The following is a 20,191-nucleotide window of genomic DNA, read 5'->3' as shown; positions in this document are numbered from 1 at the left end:
CACCTGGCGCCGCACACCGCCAAGCCCCACCGTTCGCCAGCAGGAGATCCGCATGTCCACGATCCACCCGGTCGACCCCGCGTTCGCCGCCAAGGCGCGCATCCACAAGGACGATTACGAACGGCTGTACGCCGAATCGGTGAAGGACCCCGAAGGCTTCTGGGCCAACGTGGGCGAACGGCTGGTCTGGTCGAAGAAACCCACGAAGATCAAGGATGTCTCCTACGACCCGAAGAACCTGCATATCCGCTGGTACGAGGACGGCACCCTCAACGTGGCCGCGAACTGCCTCGACCGCCACCTCGCCGAACGCGGCGACAAGGTGGCGATCATCTTCGAGGGCGACGACCCGAACGAATCGCGCAAGCTCACCTACCGCGAACTGCACGCCGAGGTGTGCAAGTTCGCCAACACGCTGAAGCACCTCGGCGTGGCCAAGGGCGACCGGGTGGCGATCTACCTGCCGATGATCCCCGAGGCCGCGGTAGCGATGCTGGCCTGCGCGCGCATCGGCGCGATCCACTCCGTGGTGTTCGGCGGCTTCTCGCCCGACTCGCTGGCCGGACGCATCGCCGACTCCGCCTGCAAGCTGGTGGTGACCGCCGACGAAGGCGTGCGCGGCGGCAAGAAGATCCCGCTCAAGACCAACGTGGACGAAGCGCTCAAGCGCCCCGGCACCAACAGCGTGGAAACCGTGGTGGTGGTGCGCCGGACCGGCAGCGCCGTGCCGATGCAGTCGCCGCGCGACCGCTACTGGCACAACCTGATGGACGGCCAGAGCGCCGACTGCCCGGCCGAGCCGATGGAAGCCGAGCACCCGCTGTTCATCCTCTACACCTCCGGTTCCACCGGCAAGCCGAAGGGTGTGCTGCACACCAGCGGCGGCTACCTCGTCTACACCAGCTATACCCACGAGTGCGTGTTCGACCTGCGCGAAGACGACATCTACTGGTGTACCGCCGACGTGGGCTGGGTCACCGGCCACAGCTACGTGGTGTACGGCCCACTGGCCAACGGCGCCACCACGGTGATGTTCGATGGCGTGCCCAACTACCCCGATTTCAGCCGCTTCTGGCAGGTGGTGGACAAGCACAAGGTGACGCTGTTCTACACCGCGCCCACCGCGATCCGCGCGCTGATGCGCGAGGGCGAGGCGCCGGTGAAGAAGTGCTCGCGCGCTTCGTTGCGCGTGCTCGGCACGGTGGGCGAACCGATCAATCCCGAAGCCTGGGAGTGGTACCACCGCGTGGTGGGTGACAGCCAGCGGCCGATCGTGGACACCTGGTGGCAGACCGAGACCGGCGGCATCCTGATCACCCCGCTGCCCGGCGCGATCGCCACCAAGCCCGGCTCCGCCACCAAGCCGTTCTTCGGCATCAAGCCCGCCATCGTCGACGCCAACGGCGAGGTGCAGGAAGGCGTGGCCGAGGGCAACCTGCTGCTCACCGACTCCTGGCCGGGCCAGATGCGCACGGTGTACGGCGACCACCAGCGTTTCATCGAGACCTACTTCAGCGCCTACCCCGGCAACTACTTCACCGGCGACGGCGCGCGCCGCGACGAGGACGGCTATTACTGGATCACCGGCCGCGTCGACGATGTGATCAACGTCAGCGGCCACCGCATCGGCACGGCCGAGGTGGAAAGCGCGCTGGTGGCACACCCCAAGGTGGCCGAGGCCGCCGTGGTGGGTTGCCCGCACGACATCAAGGGCCAGGGCATCTACGCCTACGTCACCCTGGTGGCAGGCGAAACCGGCAGCGACGAACTGAAGAAGGAACTGGTGGCGTGGGTGCGCAAAGAGATCGGCCCGATCGCCACGCCCGACTACATCCAGTGGGCGCCCGGCCTGCCGAAGACCCGCTCGGGCAAGATCATGCGCCGCATCCTGCGCAAGATCGGCGAGAACCAGCCCGACCAGCTCGGCGACATCTCCACGCTGGCCGATCCGAGCGTGGTGAAGAATCTCGTCGAGGAGCGCCTGATCAAATAAGCACGGTAGGAGCGCACCTTGCGCGCGGAAGCTTTTGCCCCGGTCAGCGCCTGAATCACCGCGCACCGGGTGCGCTCCTACACCAAGCCGCCATGCCCGACATCCTGATCGCCGATGACCATCCGCTGTTCCGCGATGCCTTGCAGCGCGCGGTGCTAGCCGCGTTGCCGCAGGCGCAGGTGCGCAGCGCCGACAGCGTGCATGGCCTGTACACGCTGATCGAGCAATACCCCGACGCCGACCTGTTGTTGCTCGACTTGCACATGCCCGGTGCGCGGGGCTACTCCGCACTGGCGCACATCCGCGGCCAGTACCCCGGCCTGCCGATCATCGTGGTGTCCGGCCACGAGGAGGCCCAGGTCGCGCGCCGCGCGCTCGCCCATGGCGCCGCCGCCTATATCCCCAAGTCCACCGCCGGCGAGGAGATCGTCCACGCCATCCGCGCCGTGCTCGACGGCGACGTGTGGTTGCCGCCGCAACTCGTCGGCGGCCGCACCGAACTCAAGCCCGACGAGGCCGATATCGCCGCCCGCGTCGCCGCGCTCACCCCGCAGCAGTTCCGCGTACTCACCATGATCGCCGAAGGTCTGCTCAACAAGCAGATCGCCTGGGAACTCGGCGTCTCCGAAGCCACCGTGAAGGCGCACATGACCGCCATCATGCGCAAGCTCGGCGTCAACAACCGTACCCAGGTAGCGCTGGCGGCCAGCCAGCTCGCCATCGAACCCGGTGCGATGCAGCCGTTGCCGGAGGATGAGGACGGGGAGTGAAGGTGAGGTCCTCGGCCATGGCGTTGGCCATGTGTGCTGCCCTCATGCGCGTATGGCCTGCCCCTGGCGCGACATGCATATCCGCGTTCTCGGGTTGATAGGACAGAACAACGTCGTCCTGTGCGACGGGTAAGCGAGTCCGTCCGCGCGAAGCTATCCAAGCTATTGATTGCTCTATTTATTTCACCGCTTGACGCAATCGCGACTGCAGTGGAGCATGGCGTGCATATGCCCCGGTCCGGGGTCTGCCAGGCATTGGGCACAAGGTGGGGATGTGGGACTTTCCATCATTTTGATCTTTGCGATCATCGCCTTGTATTTTGCCTTACGCATCGGCACCGCGATGGGCAGAAAAGCTCCGGCGTTGGTTAGCCTGGTATTTGCTGCGGGCGCCGTCATATCCGCTTTTTACTGGCTGTTTGTCTGGAAGCTCAGCAGTTACGAAGGCGCGGGTGCAGGCGTTGCGATCTTCTGGGTCTTTGCGAAGACGTTTGGTGTCGTTTGTCTGGTTGCGGCGGGGGCTTTGCTGTTCGGCACTTCGACGCGTGGCAACCTACCGCCAGATGCCTGATATCTCATTCCGGCGAACGCCTTGCGCGACGCCAAATCCGGACGTCAACTGAGGCGACATGGCCACCGATCCCGACTTCATCGATTACGCAGCCGAGCAGATCGCACTCGGCAACCGGCTCAGCCACAAGAAGATGTTCGGCGAGTACGCGCTGTATGTGGACGGCAAGGTGGTCGCCTTCGCCTGCGACAACAGCCTGTTCGTCAAACCTTCGGTTGCCACGGACACGCTGGCTCCCGAGCTTCCGCGGCGGCCGCCCTACCCTGGCGCCAAGGATTATCCCGTCGCGGACGAACTGCTCGACGACTCGGACCGCCTGCGCCAGCTGATCCTCGAGACGGCCGCCCTGATGCCCGTACCGAAGCCCAGGGCCGCCGCGGGCGACAAGCGCAAACCAAAGCGCTGATCGCTACGGTGTCGAACCGTGTATTGAGTGCACGCTCTGTCTGCACTCATGCATCGGCACTCTCTTCTCCCCGCTGCCTCACCAGCGCCGTCAGCAACGCGCGCAGCGCCGCCGGCTTCACCGGCTTGTGCAGCAGCGGATAACCGAGCGCGCGGGCGCGCTGCATGAGCTCGCTGCTGCCGTCGGCGGTGATCAAGGCGGCGGGCGGCAATGGGTGGCGGGCGGCCCGCAGCTGCTGCAGCGCGTGCAAGCCATCGACGCCTTCGGCGAGGTGGTAGTCGGCGAGGATCAGGTCGACCGGGCCGCGGCGCAGCTCGGCAGCGGCGGCATGGACGTCGCGCGCAATGCGGCAGTCCACACCCCAGCGGCCGAGCAGGGCACGCATGCCGTCGAGGACGGCTGCGTCGTCGTCGAGGCAGAGCACGGTGAGCGGCAGCTGTTCGTCGCTGCCGCCGCGGCGCACCGCCTGCCGCGGTGGCGGCGCAGCGACCGCGCGCGGCACGATTATCGTGAAACAACTGCCGTGGCCTGGGCGCGAATGCAGGTCGAGCCGGTGGTTGAGCATGACCGCGATGCGGTCGCAGATCGACAAGCCCAGGCCCAGGCCTTTCTCGCCCCAGGGCGAGGGCTGCTCCAGTCGCTGGAACTCGCCGAAGATGCGCGCGCGCTGCTCGGCGGGGATGCCGGGACCGGTGTCCCACACCTCGACGCGCACCTCGTCGCCGGCGCGGCGCGCGCCCAGCAGCACGCTGCCGCGCTCGGTGTAGCGCAACGCGTTGGAGAGGAAGTTCTGCAGCACGCGGCGCAGCAGTTGCGGGTCGCTGCGCACGGCGAGCCGCGTGGGCGCCACGCACAGGTGCAGGCCGCGCTGCTCCGCCAGCACCGCGAACTGGCTCTGCAGCGATTCGAACAGCTCGGCCAGCGCGAAGTCGCCGATCTCCGGCTGGTAACTGCCGGTGTCCAGTCGCGAGGTGTCGAGCAGGGCGTCGAGCAAGTCCTCGGCGGCGCGAAATGCGGCGTCGATGCGCTCGGCCAGTTGCCGCGATTCCGCATCCAGCGCCGGCTGCTGGCGCAACGCGGAGGTGAACAACCGCGCAGCATTCAGTGGCTGCAACAGGTCGTGGCTGGCGGCGGCGAGGAAACGCGTCTTGGATACGTTGGCGGCCTCGGCGGTGCGTTGCGCCTGCGCGGTGGCAGCCAAGGCTTCGCTGAGCTCGGCGGTGCGCTGGCTCACGCGCTGCTCCAGCGTCTCGTTCGCCTCGATCAGCGCCTGTTCGGCGCGCTTGTACGCGGTGACGTCGGTGTAGGTGGTGACATAGCCGCCGCCCGGCAGCGCGCGGCCGCGCATCTCGATGGTGCTGCCGTCCGCGCGAACGCGCTGGAATACGTGCGGCGTGCCGGCGCGCAAGTGAGCGAGGCGCTTTGCAACTTGCGCTGGCGCTTCGCCGGGACCGCATTCGCCGTGTTCGGCATTCCAGCGGATCAGGTCGGCCACCGGCACGCCCACGTAGACCATGCCGTCGGGGTAGCCGAACAGTTCCAGGTAGCGCCGGTTCCAAGCCACCACGCGCATCTGCGCATCGACCACGCTGATGCCTTGCGAGACGTTTTCCAGCGTGGAGGACAGCAGTTCGCGGTTGAATCGCAGTTCCTGCGAGGCCTCGTCCATCAGCGCCATCGCCTCGGCGATGTCCAGCCCCGAACCGGACAGCACGCCTATCAGGATGCGCCGCGCGCTGGCGGTGCCCACCGCGCCGGCGAGCAGGCGTTCAGTGTGCTGGATCAAAGCACGCTCGGCTGCCTCGCCCGGTTGCAGCGGCTTGCCGTGACGCAGCGCATAGTCGTCGAACGCGCGCTGGGTGCCGCGCACGCCGATGATGCGTTCGGCGATGGTGCGCAGATCGGCCACCCGCACGCGGCCGCGCCAATCGCCCGCGCCGACGCGGCTGGCCGCGTGCGGGTCGACGAACATCGCGGCGTGCAGACGCTCCTCCAGGCTGGGTCGCCAGCGCAGCGAGACGAATACCAGGCAGGCCACGTTGACCAGCAGCGACCAGAACATGCTGTGCAACACCGGATCCCAGCCGTTGGTGCCGAACAGCGCCTGCGGCCGCAGCCAGGACAGCCCGAGCGGGCCATGCTGCAACCATGGCGCGGCGTGGTTTATCGCCGGCAGCAGCAAGGTGTAGATCCATATCGCGAACCCGGCAAGCAGGCCGGCCACCACACCGCGCTGGCTCGCGCCGCGCCAGTACAGCGCGGCCACGATCGCCGGCGCGAACTGCGCTACAGCCGCCAGCGACAGCAGTCCGGTTGCCGCCAGGTTTTCCACATCCGCGGCCAGGCGGTAGTAGGCATACGCCATCAGCGCCAGCACGACGATGGCGCAGCGGCGCACGCGCAGCAGCAGCCGCGACACATCGCTGCGCTGTTCCATCCGCAGGTGCCGTATGCGCAACAGCAGCGGCAGCGCCAAGTCGTTGCTGACCATGGTGGACAAGGCCACCGCGGCCACGATCACCATGCCGGTGCTGGCGGAGAAGCCGCCCAGGTAGGCCAGCAGCGCCATGCCATGGCTGCCGTGGGCCAGTGGCAGATTCAGCACCCACGCGTCGGGCGCACCGTCGCGCACGGCGGTTAGCAAACTACCGGCCGCCACGATCGGAAGCACGGCAACGCTGACCACCACCATGTAGCCCGGTATCAGCCAGCGTGCGCACCCCAGGTCATCCGCGTCCTCGCATTCCACGACGCCGATCTGGAACTGCCGCGGCAGGCAGAACATCGCGCAGAACGCCAACACCGTCTGTGCAATGAAATTGGGCTGCGCGATCTGGTGCACGTGCTCCAGCGGCAGCGCCAGTACGCCCTTCAGGTCAGGCGCATGCCAGTACGCGTAGAGCGCCAGCACGGCGAAGGCGAGCAGCTTGATCAGCGATTCCAGCGCGATCGCCAGCATCAGGCCATGGTGGTGTTCGCTGGCGTCGATGCTGCGCGTTCCGAACAGGATCGCGAAGACCGCCAGCAACAGCGCGCACCAAAGCGCGGTATCGCCGATCGGTCCGGGTGTCGATGTCGCCCCCTGCAGCACCGCATACGACATCGCCACGCCTTTCAGCTGTAGCGCCAGATACGGCACCACCGCCACCACGGCGATCACCGCCACGAGCGCCGCCAGCCCGTGCGACTTGCCGAAGCGCGCGCCGATGAAGTCGGCAATCGAGATGATGTTGCGCCGGGACGCCACCCGCACCAGACGCTGCATCAGGCCATATCCGGCCAGGAACAGCAAAATCGGTCCCAGATAGATCGGCAGGTAAGCCAGCCCGGAGCGCGCGGCCGTACCTACCGCGCCGTAAAACGTCCACGAACTGCAATAGGTGGCCAGCGCCAGCGCATACACATAGGGCCGCAGGCGCGGCTGGCGCGGATACAGCGGGCGACGATCACCCACCCAGGCCACCCCGAACAGCAGCCCCACATACAGCAGCGATACCAGCAGCAGCAGCCAGCCGGCGATCAAGCGCTTTCTCCCGTGACTCCAAGGATGCGAACCGCCCGCTTGTGCGCAACGGCGCCTGTCCGTCAGCATGCGCGCATGCAAGCCTTCGACGGATTCCTGCCCACGAAAGTAGCAGAGCCTCTGCGCGCTGACGAGATTCACGTCTGGCGCCTGCATCGTGCCAAGGGCGCGGGACGCAAACCGCTGCTGGCCCTGCTCGCGACCTACCTCGATGTCGAACCAGCCGCGGTACGCTTGGTGGCCGGCGAACACGGCCGTCCCGCGCTGGACCCGGCCCACGGCGGCACGCTGGATTTCAACTGGTCGCACAGCGGCGAGCAGGCACTGGTGGCCGTCGCCCGCGGGCTTGTGCCCGGCATTGACCTGGAGCTGCGCCGCACGCGCGCCAGCGCGCTGGAGATCGCGCAGCGCTTCTTCACCGCCGACGAGGCTGCCTGGCTCGCCACCTTGGACGAGGACGCGCGCCACGCAGCCTTCCTCGAACTGTGGACCGGGCGCGAAGCCGTGCTGAAGGCGCTGGGTCGCGGCCTCGCGTTCGGACTGGACCGGCTGGCGATCCGCAGCGATGCTGCAGGCCTCTCACTGCAACGGCTCGACGGCGAGGATCCAGGCGCATGGCAGCTGCATCGACTCGGCGTCGGTGCCGATGCGTTTGCCGCGCTGGCCTGGCGCGGCACGCCGCGCCACATCCGTGGATTCGCGCTTGCCGACGCGAGCTGATCGGCGCAGTGTTGCGTTTCCTCCCGTTCCCTACGCCACGATTCGCCCGTCATGACCTTGCTCAGTGTCAACCTCAACAAGATCGCCGTGCTGCGCAATTCGCGCGGCGGCCACGAGCCCGACATCTGCCACGCGGCACAGACCTGCATCGAGAACGGCTGCGGCGGCATTACCGTGCATCCGCGGCCGGACCTGCGCCACGTACGCCCCGACGATGTGCGTGCGCTGGCCGCGATGCTGCGCGGGCGGGTGGAATACAACATCGAAGGCAATCCGTTCGCTGCGCCGCGTGGTGCCTATCCTGGCCTGATCGCGCTCGCGCGGGAGGTGCGTCCCACCCAGGTGACCCTGGTGCCTGACGGTGACGGCCAGATCACTTCCGATCACGGCTTCGATCTGTCACGCGACCTGGATCGCTTGCGGCCGCTGGTGGACGAGCTCAACAGCATCGGCTGCCGGGTCAGCCTGTTCGTGGACGCGGGCAGCCAGGATTTCGCGGCGGCGAGGGCGATCGGCGTGCAGCGCATCGAGATCTACACCGGCCCCTATGCCGAGGCCTTCGCCGATGGCGAACCCGATACGGTGCTCGCGGACTGCGCCGCGACCGCGCGGCAAGCGCAGCAGGCGGGACTGGCGGTGAATGCGGGGCACGATCTCAGCCAGGCGAACCTCGGCACGTTCAAGGCTGCGATCCCCGGACTGGCCGAGGTGTCGATCGGCCATGCCTTGATTGGCGAGGCACTGTACGAGGGCCTTGCGACCACGGTGCGCAACTATCTGCAGATACTGCGCTGAGCTTGCCGGCCGGAATGCATCCGGCCTTATGGACGTCCAGACACTTTCTGGCCCCACAAACGACAACCCCCGCACTGGGCGGGGGTTGTCGCGGGTAACGCTGTTGTCCGGTAGCAGCGGGCTTACTGCCCGTTGTCTGCGAATCCGATCTTGGTCAGGTTGTACTGCTTCGCGTCTGCCAGCACGGTAGCGACGTACTGGTAGGCGGTGGCATCGGCTGCCTTGATCTGGATTTCCGGCTGGTTGCTCTGCTGGGCGATCACCGCGAGCTGTGCCTTGAGGCCCAGCTCGTCGACCGGCGTGTCGTTCCAGTAGAACGCGCCGCTCTGGTCGATCTTGAGATTGATCGGCTCGGGCGGGTTCGTCGGCGGGGTCTGGTCCGGATTCGGCTGCGGAAGATCGATCTTGATCTTCTCCAGCGGAATCGGCGCCGTCACCATGAAGATGATCAGCAGCACCAGCATCACGTCGATCAGCGGCGTGATGTTGATGTCCGCCATCGGGCCGCCCGTGGACTTGGTGGAAAAGGCCATGGTTGCTTACTCCTTCGGCGGCTCGGTAGTCATGAAGCCGACGTGCACCATGCCCTGGCCCTTCGCATCACTGATGACCTTGAACACGTCCTTCCACTGGATCGCCTTGTCGGCACGGATCTGCAGCTCGGGCTGCGGTGTCTTCTGCGCTGCCACCGCCAGCTGGGACTTCAATTCCGCCTCGCTGACCTGGTGGTCCTGGAAGTACATCGAGCCGTCGTCCTTGATCGCCAGATCCAGCGGCGGGGTTTCCGGCGCCTTCTCTTCGGTGCTCTTGGGGTTCGCGATCGGCACCGTGACGGTGACCGGGTGGGACATCAGCGGCGCCGTGATCATGAAGATGATCAGCAGCACCAGCATCACGTCAGCCAGGGGCGTGACGTTGATTTCCGAAACCGGACCGCCGGTATTGCCTCCGACGCTCATTGCCATGGATCAGACCCTCACTCGACGCGCGAGCCAGTCGCGAAGAAGTCGTGCAGGTCGTGCGCGAATTCGTCGAAACGAGCGAAGATGACGCGGTTCGAACGGTTGAAGAAGTTGAACGCGAGCAGCGCGGGGATAGCGGTGAACAGACCGATCGCGGTCATGATCAGCGCCTCGCCCACCGGGCCGGCCACGGCGGTCATCGAAGCGTTGCCGCTGGCGGCGATGCCGATCAGGGCGTGGTAGATGCCCCACACGGTACCGAGCAGACCGACGAACGGAGCCGACGAACCCACCGTGGCGAGCAGGGTCTGGCCGCCTTCGAGGCGCAGGCTCTCACGGGCCACGGCCTGGCGCAGCGCGCGGTCGACGAACTCGGAACGGCTCAGCGACTCGGCCAGGCCACCCTTGTTGGCCTGCTGGTGGTGGGCCACCGCCGAGGCGGCGTCCAGCGCGATCTTCGAGAACGGTTCGCCCTTGGGCTGGTTTTCCAGCTCGCGGATCGCGTCCTGGGTGGACGGGTTGTTCCAGAAGCCGTTGATGACGCCATCGGCGCGGCCCTTCACCATGCTGTTGCGGATGGTGTTGGCGATGATGAAGTACCAGGACAGGAAGGACATCACCACCAGGGTGACGAACACCACCCAACCCAGCCAGTCGAAGCCCTGGGCGAGGTTGGCGAAGCCCATCTGCTTCATGGCTTCGGCGTTGGAATTGCCCGCCACTTGGGCGGCATCGGTCGGTGCAGGAGTCTGTAGGAACATAACGCTACCCTTGGGAAGTCAAGCGTGAACTGTAGAGGCTGTAACGAGGATTACAGGTTGTTGAGGTTGAAGGTGATCGGAACGCGTGCGTAGCCTTCCACCTTCTTGCCGTTCTTGATTTCAGGATTGAAGCGCCACTTCTGTGCCGCTTCGATCGCCGCGCGATCAAGCTCGTGGTATCCGCTGGACTTGTCGACCTTGATGTCCTTCGGTACACCATCGACGCCCACTAGGATCAGCAGGGTCACCGTGCCTTCATGGCGCTGGCGGATGGCCTGTGGCGGATACCGGGGATTCGGTCGGCTGCCATAAGACAGATCCGAACCTGCAGCGATATCTGCCGGCGGTGCAGGCGGCGCAGGCGGGGCCGGCGGCGCGGCAGGAGTCGCGTTCTGCGACACCTCGGTCACCGGCGGCGGCGGGGCCGGCGGCGGCGGAGTCGGCGGCGGAATCACCTGCTTGATGATCTTCGGCGGCGGCTGCTTCGGCGGTTCCGGCGGCGGCGGCGGCGGTGGCGGCGGCGGCGGCGGCGGCTCGATGAAGTTCACCTGCACGATCTGCTCTTTCTTTTCGTGCTTCTGGCTGGGCGGCGCCATCGGCGCGAGCAGCACGAGAAACGCGAAGGCATGCAGGCCGATGGCGAATGCCAACGCCCAGGTGCGCTTCCAACTGAACGTGTCGCGCTCAGTGTCGTGGATACTTGAGGCCATCTGTCACTATCTGGAGCTGGGAACGGAGAAAGCGTCACCGCCGGTCCGGCAAGTCCCGTCTGGCATATGGACGGAACGCGCCGATGGAGTTACGCAGGGAAGTTTCAACGGTACAACAGCGTCTGGCTTTTGTATAGCGCTCGCATGGCAGCCGGATGGACGTCCATCTGCCACACAATTCCTTAGCAAATCACTTGCCCACGCCAGCCTTACGCAGCCATTCCTTGGCCTTGGCCGCCGTATCCGGATCCTTGGCAGCTTCCATCATCGCGGTGATCGCGCCGGGCTTGTCCTTCATCTCGCGATCCGCCTCGGCCAGCACCATATAGGCCTGTCCCTTGTGCTGGACACCCTTGCCGAGGCCCTGCGTGAGGTACTTCTTCGCTTCGGCGAATTTCTGGTCCTGGAAGTAGACCTTGCCGAGGGCCACGTCGAGCTCGCCGTCGCTGGCCAGCCCCGCGCCCTTCTGGTAGTAGCCGATCGCCTTGGCGTCATTCTCGCCGATCATCGCGGCATCGCCGGCCAGCTTGTAGTTGGCGGCGCTGGGCTTGATCACCCCCTTGGCCGTGCCGTCGTCGAAGACGGCCAGCGCCTTCGCGCCGCCAGCCTTGGTATCGCCGCCGTTCTGCGCCTGCAGCAGGTAGGCCTTGACCAGCAGAATCCAGTCGGCCTCGTCCTTCATGGCGCCGTTGGTGCGGCCTTCTTCCAGCACCTTGATCGCACCGGCATAGTCCTGCTGCTGCAGCAGGATGGCGCCGGCGTTGTGCATCAGGCCGCTGTCGGTGGGGTTCTTCTCGTATTCGGATTGGGCCATCTTGGCCGCGTCGGCACCTTGGCCGGAATCGGCGTAGCTGGCCATCAGAATCTGGTTCCAGGAATTCTGCGGCTTGTCGGTGAGCGACTTGGCCTTCTGGATCGCTGCGATCGCCTCCGGATACTTCTGGAGGTTGTAGTCGTCCAGGCCCTGCACGCCGTAGGAGTCAGCGGTTTCTTTCTTGCCTTGGTCGCGCCACTTGGCGACGGTATCCAGCGAGGCCTGGTACTGCTCGTCGGCAGCGAGCACCTGGGCCAAGGTAAACATCTCGTTGAAATAGGTGTCGTTCGGCAATACGCCGTTGTCCAGCGAACTCTTGAACTGTGCGATCGCGCCCTTTGTGTCGCCGTTCTTGAAGGTGATGTTGCCCATCAAGTACTGCGCATACGCCTTGGCGTATTTGCTGTCGCTCTTGTCGATGACCGGCTGCAGCAACTGCGCGGCCTTGGCCATGTCGCCGTTGTTGAACGCCTCCCCGGCGTCCTGCAGCGCCTTCTGGTCCTTTTCGCTCTTCAGATCCAGTTTCGGCTCGGCGCGCGTGGTGTTGGGGTATTCCGAGGATTGCTTCTTCGACGAGTCAGCTGCATGGACGGGCGCTGCGGCGATGGTGAACGCCAGCGCGGCGCCGGCCAGCATCGTGAACAGGGGCGTGTGCTTCATGACCATCCTCGTTTCGGGTTTTACGCAATGCATCGTGCGCAGGGGATCGTTGAGACTACCCTGTCCAATGTGTGAATGACAAGTCGCAACGCGGCAAAAAAGCACTTGCGAGATCAATGAGTTGCGTGAGGGTAGCCCATACGCGGTCGAATTGGCGTCATTTCGGGCGGCTGGTCACGGCAAATCGTCCAATCGCCGGCCCAGGCAAAGCTGCCGCACTGCGTCATGTATTAATGAGTTAATGCATTAGATGACATCGCCGCAAGCAACCGCACGACAGACCGAAGGCCTGCCGTGCGGGGAATTCAGATGTCGAGATTGGCTACTTTCAGCGCGTTTGCTTCGATGAAATCGCGCCGCGGTTCAACTGCCTCGCCCATCAGCATCGAGAACATCTGGTCGGCGGCAAACGCATCCTCGATGCCGACCTGCAGCATGCGGCGGGTTTCCGGGTTCACCGTGGTCTCCCACAGCTGCTCCGGGTTCATTTCGCCGAGACCCTTGAAGCGCTGGATGGTGCGACCCTTCTTGGCCTCGTCCAGCAGCCAGCTGCGCACGTCGGCGAAGCTGGTGACGCCACGCGAGCCATTGCCGCGGCGAACCACCGCCTCGGCCTGGACCAAGCCGGCGAGTTGCTGGCTGACGTGCAGGATCGGGCGGAACTCGGCCCCGGCGAAGAACGGCTGCGGCAGCAGCAAGGTATGGCTGAGACCGTGCTGGTCGCGCACCACCTCGATCGCCGCCGGCTGCTCGCCCTGCGCGGGGCGCAGCGACAGCCGGTAGCGCGGCTTGCCCAAGCCGCTGGCCGCGAGCCGGTGGGTGATGCAGTCCAGCCAGGCCTGCATGGCGGCCTGATCGGCCCACAGTTCCGGTGTGACTGGCGCGTGCTCCAGCAGCGCCGACAACACGCTGGTATCGAAACGGTGGCCGAGGCGTTCGATCTGGTCCAGCGCGGTCTGGTAGTCGCGCAGCAGCTTCTCCAGTACCGCGCCGGTGATCGCGGGCGCGGCCGGATCGGCCACCAGCTCGGCGTTGTCCACCGCGCTGGAAATCAGATACGCGTTGAGCGCCGCATCGTCCTTCAGGTACAGCTCCTGCTTGCCCTGCTTCAGCTTGTACAGCGGCGGCAGGCCGATGTAGACGTGGCCGCGCTCGATCAGTTCGGGCATCTGACGGTAGAAGAAGGTCAGCAGCAAGGTGCGGATGTGCGAACCGTCCACGTCCGCATCGGTCATGATGATGATGTGGTGGTAGCGCAGCTTGTCCGGGTTGTAATCCTCCTTGCCGATGCCGGTGCCAAGCGCGGTGATCAGCGTGCCGACTTCGGCGGAGGACAGCATCTTGTCGAAGCGGGCCTTCTCGACGTTGAGGATCTTGCCCTTCAACGGCAGCACTGCCTGCGTCTTGCGATTGCGGCCCTGCTTGGCCGAACCGCCTGCCGAGTCACCCTCGACCAGGAACAGCTCGCACAGCGCGGGATCCTTCTCCTGGCAGTCGGCCAGCTTGCCCGGCAGGCCGGCGATGTCCAGCGCGCCCTTGCGGCGGGTCATCTCGCGGGCCTTGCGCGCAGCTTCGCGGGCGCGGGCGGCATCGACCACCTTGGAAGCGATGGCCTTGGCCTCGTTCGGGTGCTCCAGCAGGAACTCGCCCAGCTTCTCGTTGACGGCCTGCTCCACCGCGGTCTTCACCTCGGAGGAAACCAGCTTGTCCTTGGTCTGCGAGGAGAACTTCGGGTCGGGCACCTTCACCGACAGCACCGCGATCAAACCCTCGCGCATGTCGTCGCCGGACAGCGTGACCTTGGCGTTCTTCGCCAGGTTTTCTTTCTCGATATAGCCCTGCAGCGAGCGCGTCAGCGCAGCGCGAAAGCCGGTGAGATGGGTACCGCCGTCGCGCTGCGGGATGTTGTTGGTGAAGCAGAACATCGTCTCGTTGTACGAGTCGGTCCACTGCATCGCCAACTCGATGCTGATGCCGTCCTGCTGGGCGCTGAGGCTGATCACGTTCGGATGCAGCGCGGTTTTCAGCTGGGCGAGATGCTGCACGAACGACTTGATGCCGCCCTCGTAGGCGAAGGTGTCGTGGCGCCCTTCCCCACGCTCATCGCGCAGCTCGATGGTGACGCCGGAATTGAGGAAGGCCAGTTCGCGCAGGCGCTTGGCCAGGATGTCGTAATGGAACTCGATGTGCGTGAAGGTCTGCGGGCTGGGCAGGAAGCGCACGACGGTTCCGCGCCGATCCGACGGGCCTGCGACCTTCAACGCGTACAACGGCTCGCCCAGCGAATATTCCTGCTGGTGTTCCTGACCGTCGCGATAGATCGTCAGCCACAGGTGCTCGCTGAGCGCGTTCACCACCGATACGCCCACGCCGTGCAGGCCGCCGGACACCTTGTAGGAGTTCGCGTCGAACTTGCCGCCTGCGTGCAGCACCGTCATCACCACCTCGGCGGTGGAGCGACCCTCTTCAGGGTGGATGTCCACCGGGATACCGCGGCCATTGTCGCTGACGCTGACCGAACCATCCTCGAGGATGGTCACGATGACATGGTCACAGTAGCCCGCCAACGCCTCGTCAATCGCGTTGTCGACCACCTCGAACACCATGTGATGCAGGCCGGTGCCGTCATCGGTGTCACCGATGTACATGCCGGGGCGCTTGCGGACCGCTTCCAGGCCTTTCAGCACCTTGATGTTGCTGGAGTCGTAATGCGATTCGTTGGTGGGTTCGTTCATGCGGCTACCGGTTCCTGTGCCTGCGGCAGGCGCGGCATAGCGTTGCAAGATGCCGTGCTGCGGTGAATCCTCGATTATAGCAGGGGCGTCAGCTGCCCCTGTTCCACGTGGAACATGCGGTGCGGCAGCCCCCGCAATGGCTCGGGCAAGCAGGTACCGGTCACCAGTACCTGGGCTCCACTTTCCGTGAGTTGCGCGATCACCGAAGCCTGGTGAGCTTCGTCCAGCTCAGAGGCCAGGTCGTCGAGACAGATGACGGGCCAATCGCCATGGTGGTCCGCATACAACCGTGCCTGCGCCAGCATGCAGCCCAGCGCGGCGAGCTTTTCCTGCCCGCGGGAGAGATGTTCCCGCTGAGGCGCATGCTCAAAAGCCAGCGACCAGTCGGCACGATGCGCCCCGAGGCTTGTGTGGCCGCGGCCCAAGTCGCGACCGCGTTGCGCCTCCAGTTGCTCATGCAGATCCCTGTCGTCGGCCCACCCCCTGCGATAACGCAGCTCGGGCGCACCCAGCTCAGGCAACAACGCAGCAACGCAGGCGTGCAAGCTGGGACGCAGACGTTCCAGGTAATTCCGGCGTTGGCTATCAATCCAACCCGCGAGCGCCGACAGCTCAGTCTCCCAAGGGCCGTACAAGGGCGACCCCTGCTCCATTCCTGCCCGTAGCAGACTGTTACGTTGTTTCAGCGCGCGTTGATAGCGGCGCCAGATGTCCAGAAAACCGTGTTCCACGTGGAACACACCCCAATCGAGAAATCGACGACGCTCCTCGGCAGCCCCCGCTATCAAAGCGTGGGAACCCGGTTCGAAACAGGTCACCGCACATTCGGCGATCAGCTGTCCCAGACTCGCGCCCTCGCCTTCAATACGTGCCTCCCACCGCGCGCCCTCACGACCCAGGCCTAGGCGAAGCAGGCGATCGTTCGCCTGCCGCAGCTCAGCGAATACGGACAAGCGGGATGCGCTACGCGCCAGCAAGGCTTCCCGGGCACCGCTACGGAACGAGCGCGCATGCGAAAGCAGGAAGACCGCCTCCAGTACGCTGGTCTTGCCCGCGCCGTTGGCGCCGATAAAGACATTGATGCCCGGTGCAAGCGCGAGGTCTACCTCGTGCAGGCAACGCAATCCCTGGATGCGCAGCCGATCCAGCCTCATGCCCGGCACTTCCCAACGCAACAACGCCGGAGTGTCTCGCGACGACTCCGGCGTTGTTCGATGCAGCTGTAACGCTTGCCGTTGGGCATGCGTCAGAGGCGCAAGGGCATGATCACGTGGCGAGCCTGTTCGCCGTCGTGTTCCTGCACGAGGCAGCTGGACTGGGCATCGCGAAGGCTCAGTCGAGCCTGTTCACCGCGCAGCGCGGAGAGCGCATCCAGCAGGTAGCCCACGTTGAAACCCACGGCGAGATCGGAGACGTGGGTGTCGGCCTCGACTTCCTCCACGGCCTCTTCCTGCTCGGGGTTGTGCGCCACGATGCGCAACTTGCCGGGCGACAGCTCGAGCTTCACGCCGCGGTACTTCTCATTGGAGAGGATCGCCGCACGCTGCAAGGCGCCACGAAGCACTTCGCGATCCAGCACTGCGGTCTTGTCGGCGCCAAGCGGAATCACCGCCTCGTAGTCGGGGAAACGGCCATCGATCAGCTTGGAGGTGAAGGTGACGCCACCACGACGCACACGCAGATGGTTACGGCCGAATTCGAGCTCCACCTCGCCCTCGCCCGGTTCCAGCAAGCCGATCAGCTCGTTGACGCCTTTGCGCGGAATGATGATCTGCCGGCGTGCCTTCACCGAAGTGGCGAGGCTGGTTTCCTTCATGGCGAGGCGATGCCCGTCGGTGGCCACACACCGCAGGCTGTGCTCCTGCAGATCGAGCAGCATGCCGTTCAAGTAGTAGCGCACGTCCTGGTTCGCCATCGCGAACGCAGTGCGCTCCATCAGGTCGCGCAAGGCCTCTTCCGGCAGGCTGACGTTTTCCACCAGCTCGATCGAGTCGATGGTGGGAAATTCGCTGGCAGGCAAGGTGGTCAGGGTGAACCGGCTGCGGCCGGCGTTGAGGGCTACGCGGTCACCGTTGAGCTTGAGTTCGATACCCGCGCCGTCCGGCAGAGCGCGCACGATGTCGAAGAACTTCCTGGCGGGGATGGTGACTTCGCCATCGGCGAGCTTGTCGGCCGCCGTTGTGGCGATCATCTCGACTTCCAGGTCGGTACCGGTGAGCGACAACTGTCCGTCGGCAACCTTGACCAGCAGGTTGGCAAGCACCGGCAGGGTCTGGCGACGTTCCACCACGCCCACGACTTGCTGCAATGGCTTGAGCAGAGCTTCTCGTTGGATGCTGAATTGCATATCTGCGCGTCCCCTATGCCTGCTGTTCTGTCTTTGAAAGAAAGTTGGTAGTGGTTGTAGACGGCGTGGATAAGTTTTTCTTGCCGTTTACTTGTTTTAAATCAATTGCTTGCACGCAAATCTGGGTGTGCGGAAAGCGGTGTCTTCGAAGTGGGTGAATTGTGGATAACTTCACCACGTTTTTCATCCACGCATTATCCACAGCATCCCACCCAGCTTATCAAGAACTTGTGCCTATGCCGGGCCAAAAACTCAACCGGTAAGGGTACGGATCAGCTGCTCCCAGTCTTGGCGCATGCGTGCGTCGGCTTCGCACAACTTCTTGATCGTGCGGCAGGCATGCAGCACGGTGGTGTGGTCCCGACCGCCGAATGCTTCGCCGATCTCGGGCAGGCTGTGGTCGGTGAGTTCCTTGGACAGCGCCATCGCGATTTGCCGCGGCCGTGCGAGCGAACGCACGCGCCGCTTGGAGAGCAGGTCCTGCAGGCGCACGTTGAAGTACTCGGCGGTGATCTTCTGGATATTCGGCACCGTCACGGCCTGGGCGTGGGTAGCCAGCAGGTCGCGCAAGGTTTCCTCGGCGAAGTCGGCGGTGATCGGCTTGCCGTAGAAGTTCGCCCGCGCCGCCAGCGTGTTCAGCGCGCCCTCGAGGTCGCGTACGTTGGAGCGGATGCGCTTGGCCAGCAGCATCGCCACGTGCTCGTCCACCGCGACGCCCTTGTCGTGCGCCTTGGACAGCAGGATCGCCGCGCGCGTCTCGAAATCCGGCGGCTCGATCGCCACCGAGAGGCCCCAGCCCAGGCGCGACTTCAGCCGCGGCTCCAGCTTGTCCACTTCCTTGGGGTAGCGGTCGCAGGTCAGGATGATCTGCTGTTTGGATTCGAACAACGCGTTGAAGGTGTGGAAAAACTCTTCCTGGGTGGTGTCCTTGCCGGCGAAGAACTGGATATCGTCGATCAGCAGTGCGTCCACCGAGCGGAAGCGCTGCTTGAACTGGTCCATGCTCTTGGTGCGCAGCGCCTCGATCATCGCGCCCACGAACTGCTCCGAGCGCAGGTACAGCACCTTGCAGGCGGGATTGTTCTGCCGCATCAGGTTGCCGGCCGCGTGCATCAGGTGGGTCTTGCCGAGGCCGGTGCCGCCATACAGGAGCAACGGGTTGTAGGCCCGGCCCGGGTTCTGCGCCACCTGCATCGCGGCGGCCTTGCCAAGCTGGTTGGACTTGCCCTCGACGAAGGTCTCGAAGGTGTAGTGCGGGTCAAGGTTGTGGCTGAAAGCCGGCGCGGGCACAGCGGCCGGCGGCTCGGCCACCGCGCTGGCGCGCGGCGCCGCGGCGGGCTTGGCAGCGGCGCGCGGCGCGCTGGAGCCCACTTCCAGCCGCACCGGCAGCGCATGGCCGGCGAGTTGGCCGATCAACGTGGTGATCGTGGGCAGGTAACGGTCGCGCACCGTGTCCAGCGTGTACGGGTTGGGGGCGAACAAGGCCAGCCCCGTCCCGTCCTCGCGGGCCTGCAGCGGCATCAGCCAGGTATGCAGATCCTCGGCGCTCAATTCGCCTTCCAGACGCTCCAGACAGCGCCGCCACAACTCACTCATGAATGTTTCTCGTCCACAGGCAGGGGCGCTTGCGCGCGGGGTGGACGGACTAGTCTAGCAGCACGCTCAGGCCTGCCGATCCACGGACTGTCCACACGGATATCCACAAACCGCGCAGCGGCGATCCAGCTCGGAAACGGCGCCGATTTGACAGTGCGCCACCTTGCCGCTCATAATTTCCAACCTTTTTATCCACATTCCCTTCGGAGCAAAGCCATGAAGCGGACCTTCCAGCCCAGCAAGCTCAAGCGCGCCCGCACCCACGGCTTCCGTGCCCGCATGGCCACCGCCGACGGTCGCAAGATCCTCAACGCCCGCCGCGCCAAGGGCCGCAAGCGCCTGATCCCGTAAGCGGCGCGCTCGTGATGAACCCTGCCGGGCTGCCGCGCGAGTTGCGGCTGTGTCTGGCCGGCGACTTCGCAGCGTTGCGAACCGGCAGCGGTCGCCTTGGCGGCCGCTGTTTTCATTTGCGCTACCGGCCCAACGGGCTGGAGCACGCGCGATTGGGCCTGGCGATCTCCAAGCGGGTATCCAAGCGTGCGGTGGAACGCAACCGCCTCAAGCGCCTGCTGCGCGAATCGTTCCGCCGGATCCGCAGCCAACTGCCGCCGGTGGATGTGATGGTGATGGCGCGCGAGCAAGCCTCCGGCCTGCCCGGCACCGAGCTGCTGGCCGACGCCGAGACACTGTGGCGGCGCCTTGCGGCCATTCCGCCGGTTGCACCGGTCGCGGCTCCGAACCATTGATGCCGATGGATGCCGCCGCCACAATCGTGCGTTGACCTTTCTCTTTCCGCTGTGGCCGCGTGCCGCGTGGCATCGTCCGGAT

18 protein-coding genes are annotated in these 20,191 nt (G+C 65.3%); 8 read left to right on the top strand and 10 right to left on the bottom strand.

The window, feature by feature from the left end; genetic code table 11:
• Positions 1–52 precede the first annotated feature (52 nt).
• From acs to ISP14_RS12150, 4 genes are all read left to right on the top strand, one after another.
• On the top strand, positions 53–1,993 hold the full coding sequence (acs, locus tag ISP14_RS12165; RefSeq protein WP_404540150.1) for an acetate--CoA ligase: 1,941 nt from the start codon (positions 53–55) through the stop codon (positions 1,991–1,993).
• Between the two features lie 92 nt (positions 1,994–2,085).
• Positions 2,086–2,763: a response regulator gene (locus ISP14_RS12160; protein ID WP_404540147.1), complete on the top strand. Its 678-nt coding sequence runs from the start codon at positions 2,086–2,088 to the stop codon at positions 2,761–2,763.
• 274 nt (positions 2,764–3,037) lie between these two features.
• Positions 3,038–3,334 (top strand): hypothetical protein, encoded by a 297-nt coding sequence (locus ISP14_RS12155; protein ID WP_404540145.1) that lies wholly within the window; start codon positions 3,038–3,040, stop codon positions 3,332–3,334.
• 58 nt (positions 3,335–3,392) lie between these two features.
• Positions 3,393–3,740 carry a TfoX/Sxy family protein gene (locus ISP14_RS12150; protein ID WP_404540142.1) on the top strand — a complete coding sequence of 116 codons (348 nt, stop codon included), beginning with the start codon at positions 3,393–3,395 and terminating at the stop codon, positions 3,738–3,740.
• A gap of 46 nt (positions 3,741–3,786) precedes the next feature.
• Here the strand turns inward: ISP14_RS12150 and ISP14_RS12145 are convergent, their stop codons facing one another.
• Complete coding sequence (locus tag ISP14_RS12145; protein WP_404540139.1) at positions 3,787–7,263, bottom strand: PAS domain-containing hybrid sensor histidine kinase/response regulator; 3,477 nt, start codon at positions 7,261–7,263, stop codon at positions 3,787–3,789.
• A 75-nt stretch (positions 7,264–7,338) separates the two neighbouring features.
• On the opposite strand from ISP14_RS12145, the gene ISP14_RS12140 reads away from it, so the two are divergent.
• Positions 7,339–7,983 carry a 4'-phosphopantetheinyl transferase family protein gene (locus ISP14_RS12140; protein WP_404540136.1) on the top strand — a complete coding sequence of 215 codons (645 nt, stop codon included), beginning with the start codon at positions 7,339–7,341 and terminating at the stop codon, positions 7,981–7,983.
• A 51-nt stretch (positions 7,984–8,034) separates the two neighbouring features.
• Positions 8,035–8,778, top strand: a complete 744-nt coding sequence (locus ISP14_RS12135) for a pyridoxine 5'-phosphate synthase (RefSeq protein WP_404540133.1) — start codon at positions 8,035–8,037, stop codon at positions 8,776–8,778.
• Positions 8,779–8,900: 122 nt separating this feature from the next.
• Here ISP14_RS12135 and ISP14_RS12130 read toward each other — a convergent pair whose 3' ends face one another.
• The 9 genes from ISP14_RS12130 to dnaA all read right to left on the bottom strand — a co-directional run bounded on the left by ISP14_RS12130 (position 8,901) and on the right by dnaA (position 19,363).
• On the bottom strand, positions 8,901–9,311 hold the full coding sequence (locus ISP14_RS12130; RefSeq protein ID WP_404540131.1) for an ExbD/TolR family protein: 411 nt from the start codon (positions 9,309–9,311) through the stop codon (positions 8,901–8,903).
• Positions 9,312–9,317: 6 nt separating this feature from the next.
• A complete protein-coding gene (locus ISP14_RS12125; RefSeq protein ID WP_404540129.1) occupies positions 9,318–9,743 on the bottom strand; it encodes an ExbD/TolR family protein in 426 nt (141 codons plus the stop codon).
• A gap of 11 nt (positions 9,744–9,754) precedes the next feature.
• Positions 9,755–10,501 carry a MotA/TolQ/ExbB proton channel family protein gene (locus ISP14_RS12120; protein WP_404540126.1) on the bottom strand — a complete coding sequence of 249 codons (747 nt, stop codon included), beginning with the start codon at positions 10,499–10,501 and terminating at the stop codon, positions 9,755–9,757.
• A 50-nt stretch (positions 10,502–10,551) separates the two neighbouring features.
• Positions 10,552–11,211, bottom strand: coding sequence for an energy transducer TonB (locus tag ISP14_RS12115; RefSeq protein ID WP_404540123.1), 660 nt, complete (start codon positions 11,209–11,211; stop codon positions 10,552–10,554).
• A gap of 190 nt (positions 11,212–11,401) precedes the next feature.
• Positions 11,402–12,685: a tetratricopeptide repeat protein gene (locus tag ISP14_RS12110; protein ID WP_404540120.1), complete on the bottom strand. Its 1,284-nt coding sequence runs from the start codon at positions 12,683–12,685 to the stop codon at positions 11,402–11,404.
• 305 nt (positions 12,686–12,990) lie between these two features.
• Complete coding sequence (gene gyrB / locus ISP14_RS12105; protein WP_404540117.1) at positions 12,991–15,420, bottom strand: DNA topoisomerase (ATP-hydrolyzing) subunit B; 2,430 nt, start codon at positions 15,418–15,420, stop codon at positions 12,991–12,993.
• Positions 15,421–15,494: 74 nt separating this feature from the next.
• On the bottom strand, positions 15,495–16,574 hold the full coding sequence (gene recF, locus ISP14_RS12100; RefSeq protein WP_404540113.1) for a DNA replication/repair protein RecF: 1,080 nt from the start codon (positions 16,572–16,574) through the stop codon (positions 15,495–15,497).
• A 92-nt stretch (positions 16,575–16,666) separates the two neighbouring features.
• Complete coding sequence (gene dnaN, locus ISP14_RS12095) at positions 16,667–17,767, bottom strand: DNA polymerase III subunit beta (protein ID WP_404540110.1); 1,101 nt, start codon at positions 17,765–17,767, stop codon at positions 16,667–16,669.
• 252 nt (positions 17,768–18,019) lie between these two features.
• Positions 18,020–19,363: a chromosomal replication initiator protein DnaA gene (dnaA, locus tag ISP14_RS12090; RefSeq protein WP_404540107.1), complete on the bottom strand. Its 1,344-nt coding sequence runs from the start codon at positions 19,361–19,363 to the stop codon at positions 18,020–18,022.
• A gap of 216 nt (positions 19,364–19,579) precedes the next feature.
• On the opposite strand from dnaA, the gene rpmH reads away from it, so the two are divergent.
• A complete protein-coding gene (gene rpmH, locus ISP14_RS12085; RefSeq protein WP_008211413.1) occupies positions 19,580–19,714 on the top strand; it encodes a 50S ribosomal protein L34 in 135 nt (44 codons plus the stop codon).
• 14 nt (positions 19,715–19,728) lie between these two features.
• The gene (gene rnpA, locus ISP14_RS12080) at positions 19,729–20,109 is read left to right on the top strand and encodes a ribonuclease P protein component (protein WP_404540102.1); all 381 of its coding nucleotides are present in this window, start codon (positions 19,729–19,731) and stop codon (positions 20,107–20,109) included.
• Positions 20,110–20,191 lie beyond the last annotated feature (82 nt).

Source organism: Dyella agri (genome assembly GCF_044904705.1).
Lineage (GTDB): Bacteria > Pseudomonadota > Gammaproteobacteria > Xanthomonadales > Rhodanobacteraceae > Rhodanobacter_A > Rhodanobacter_A agri.
This window is presented reverse-complemented; position numbering and strand designations above follow the sequence as displayed.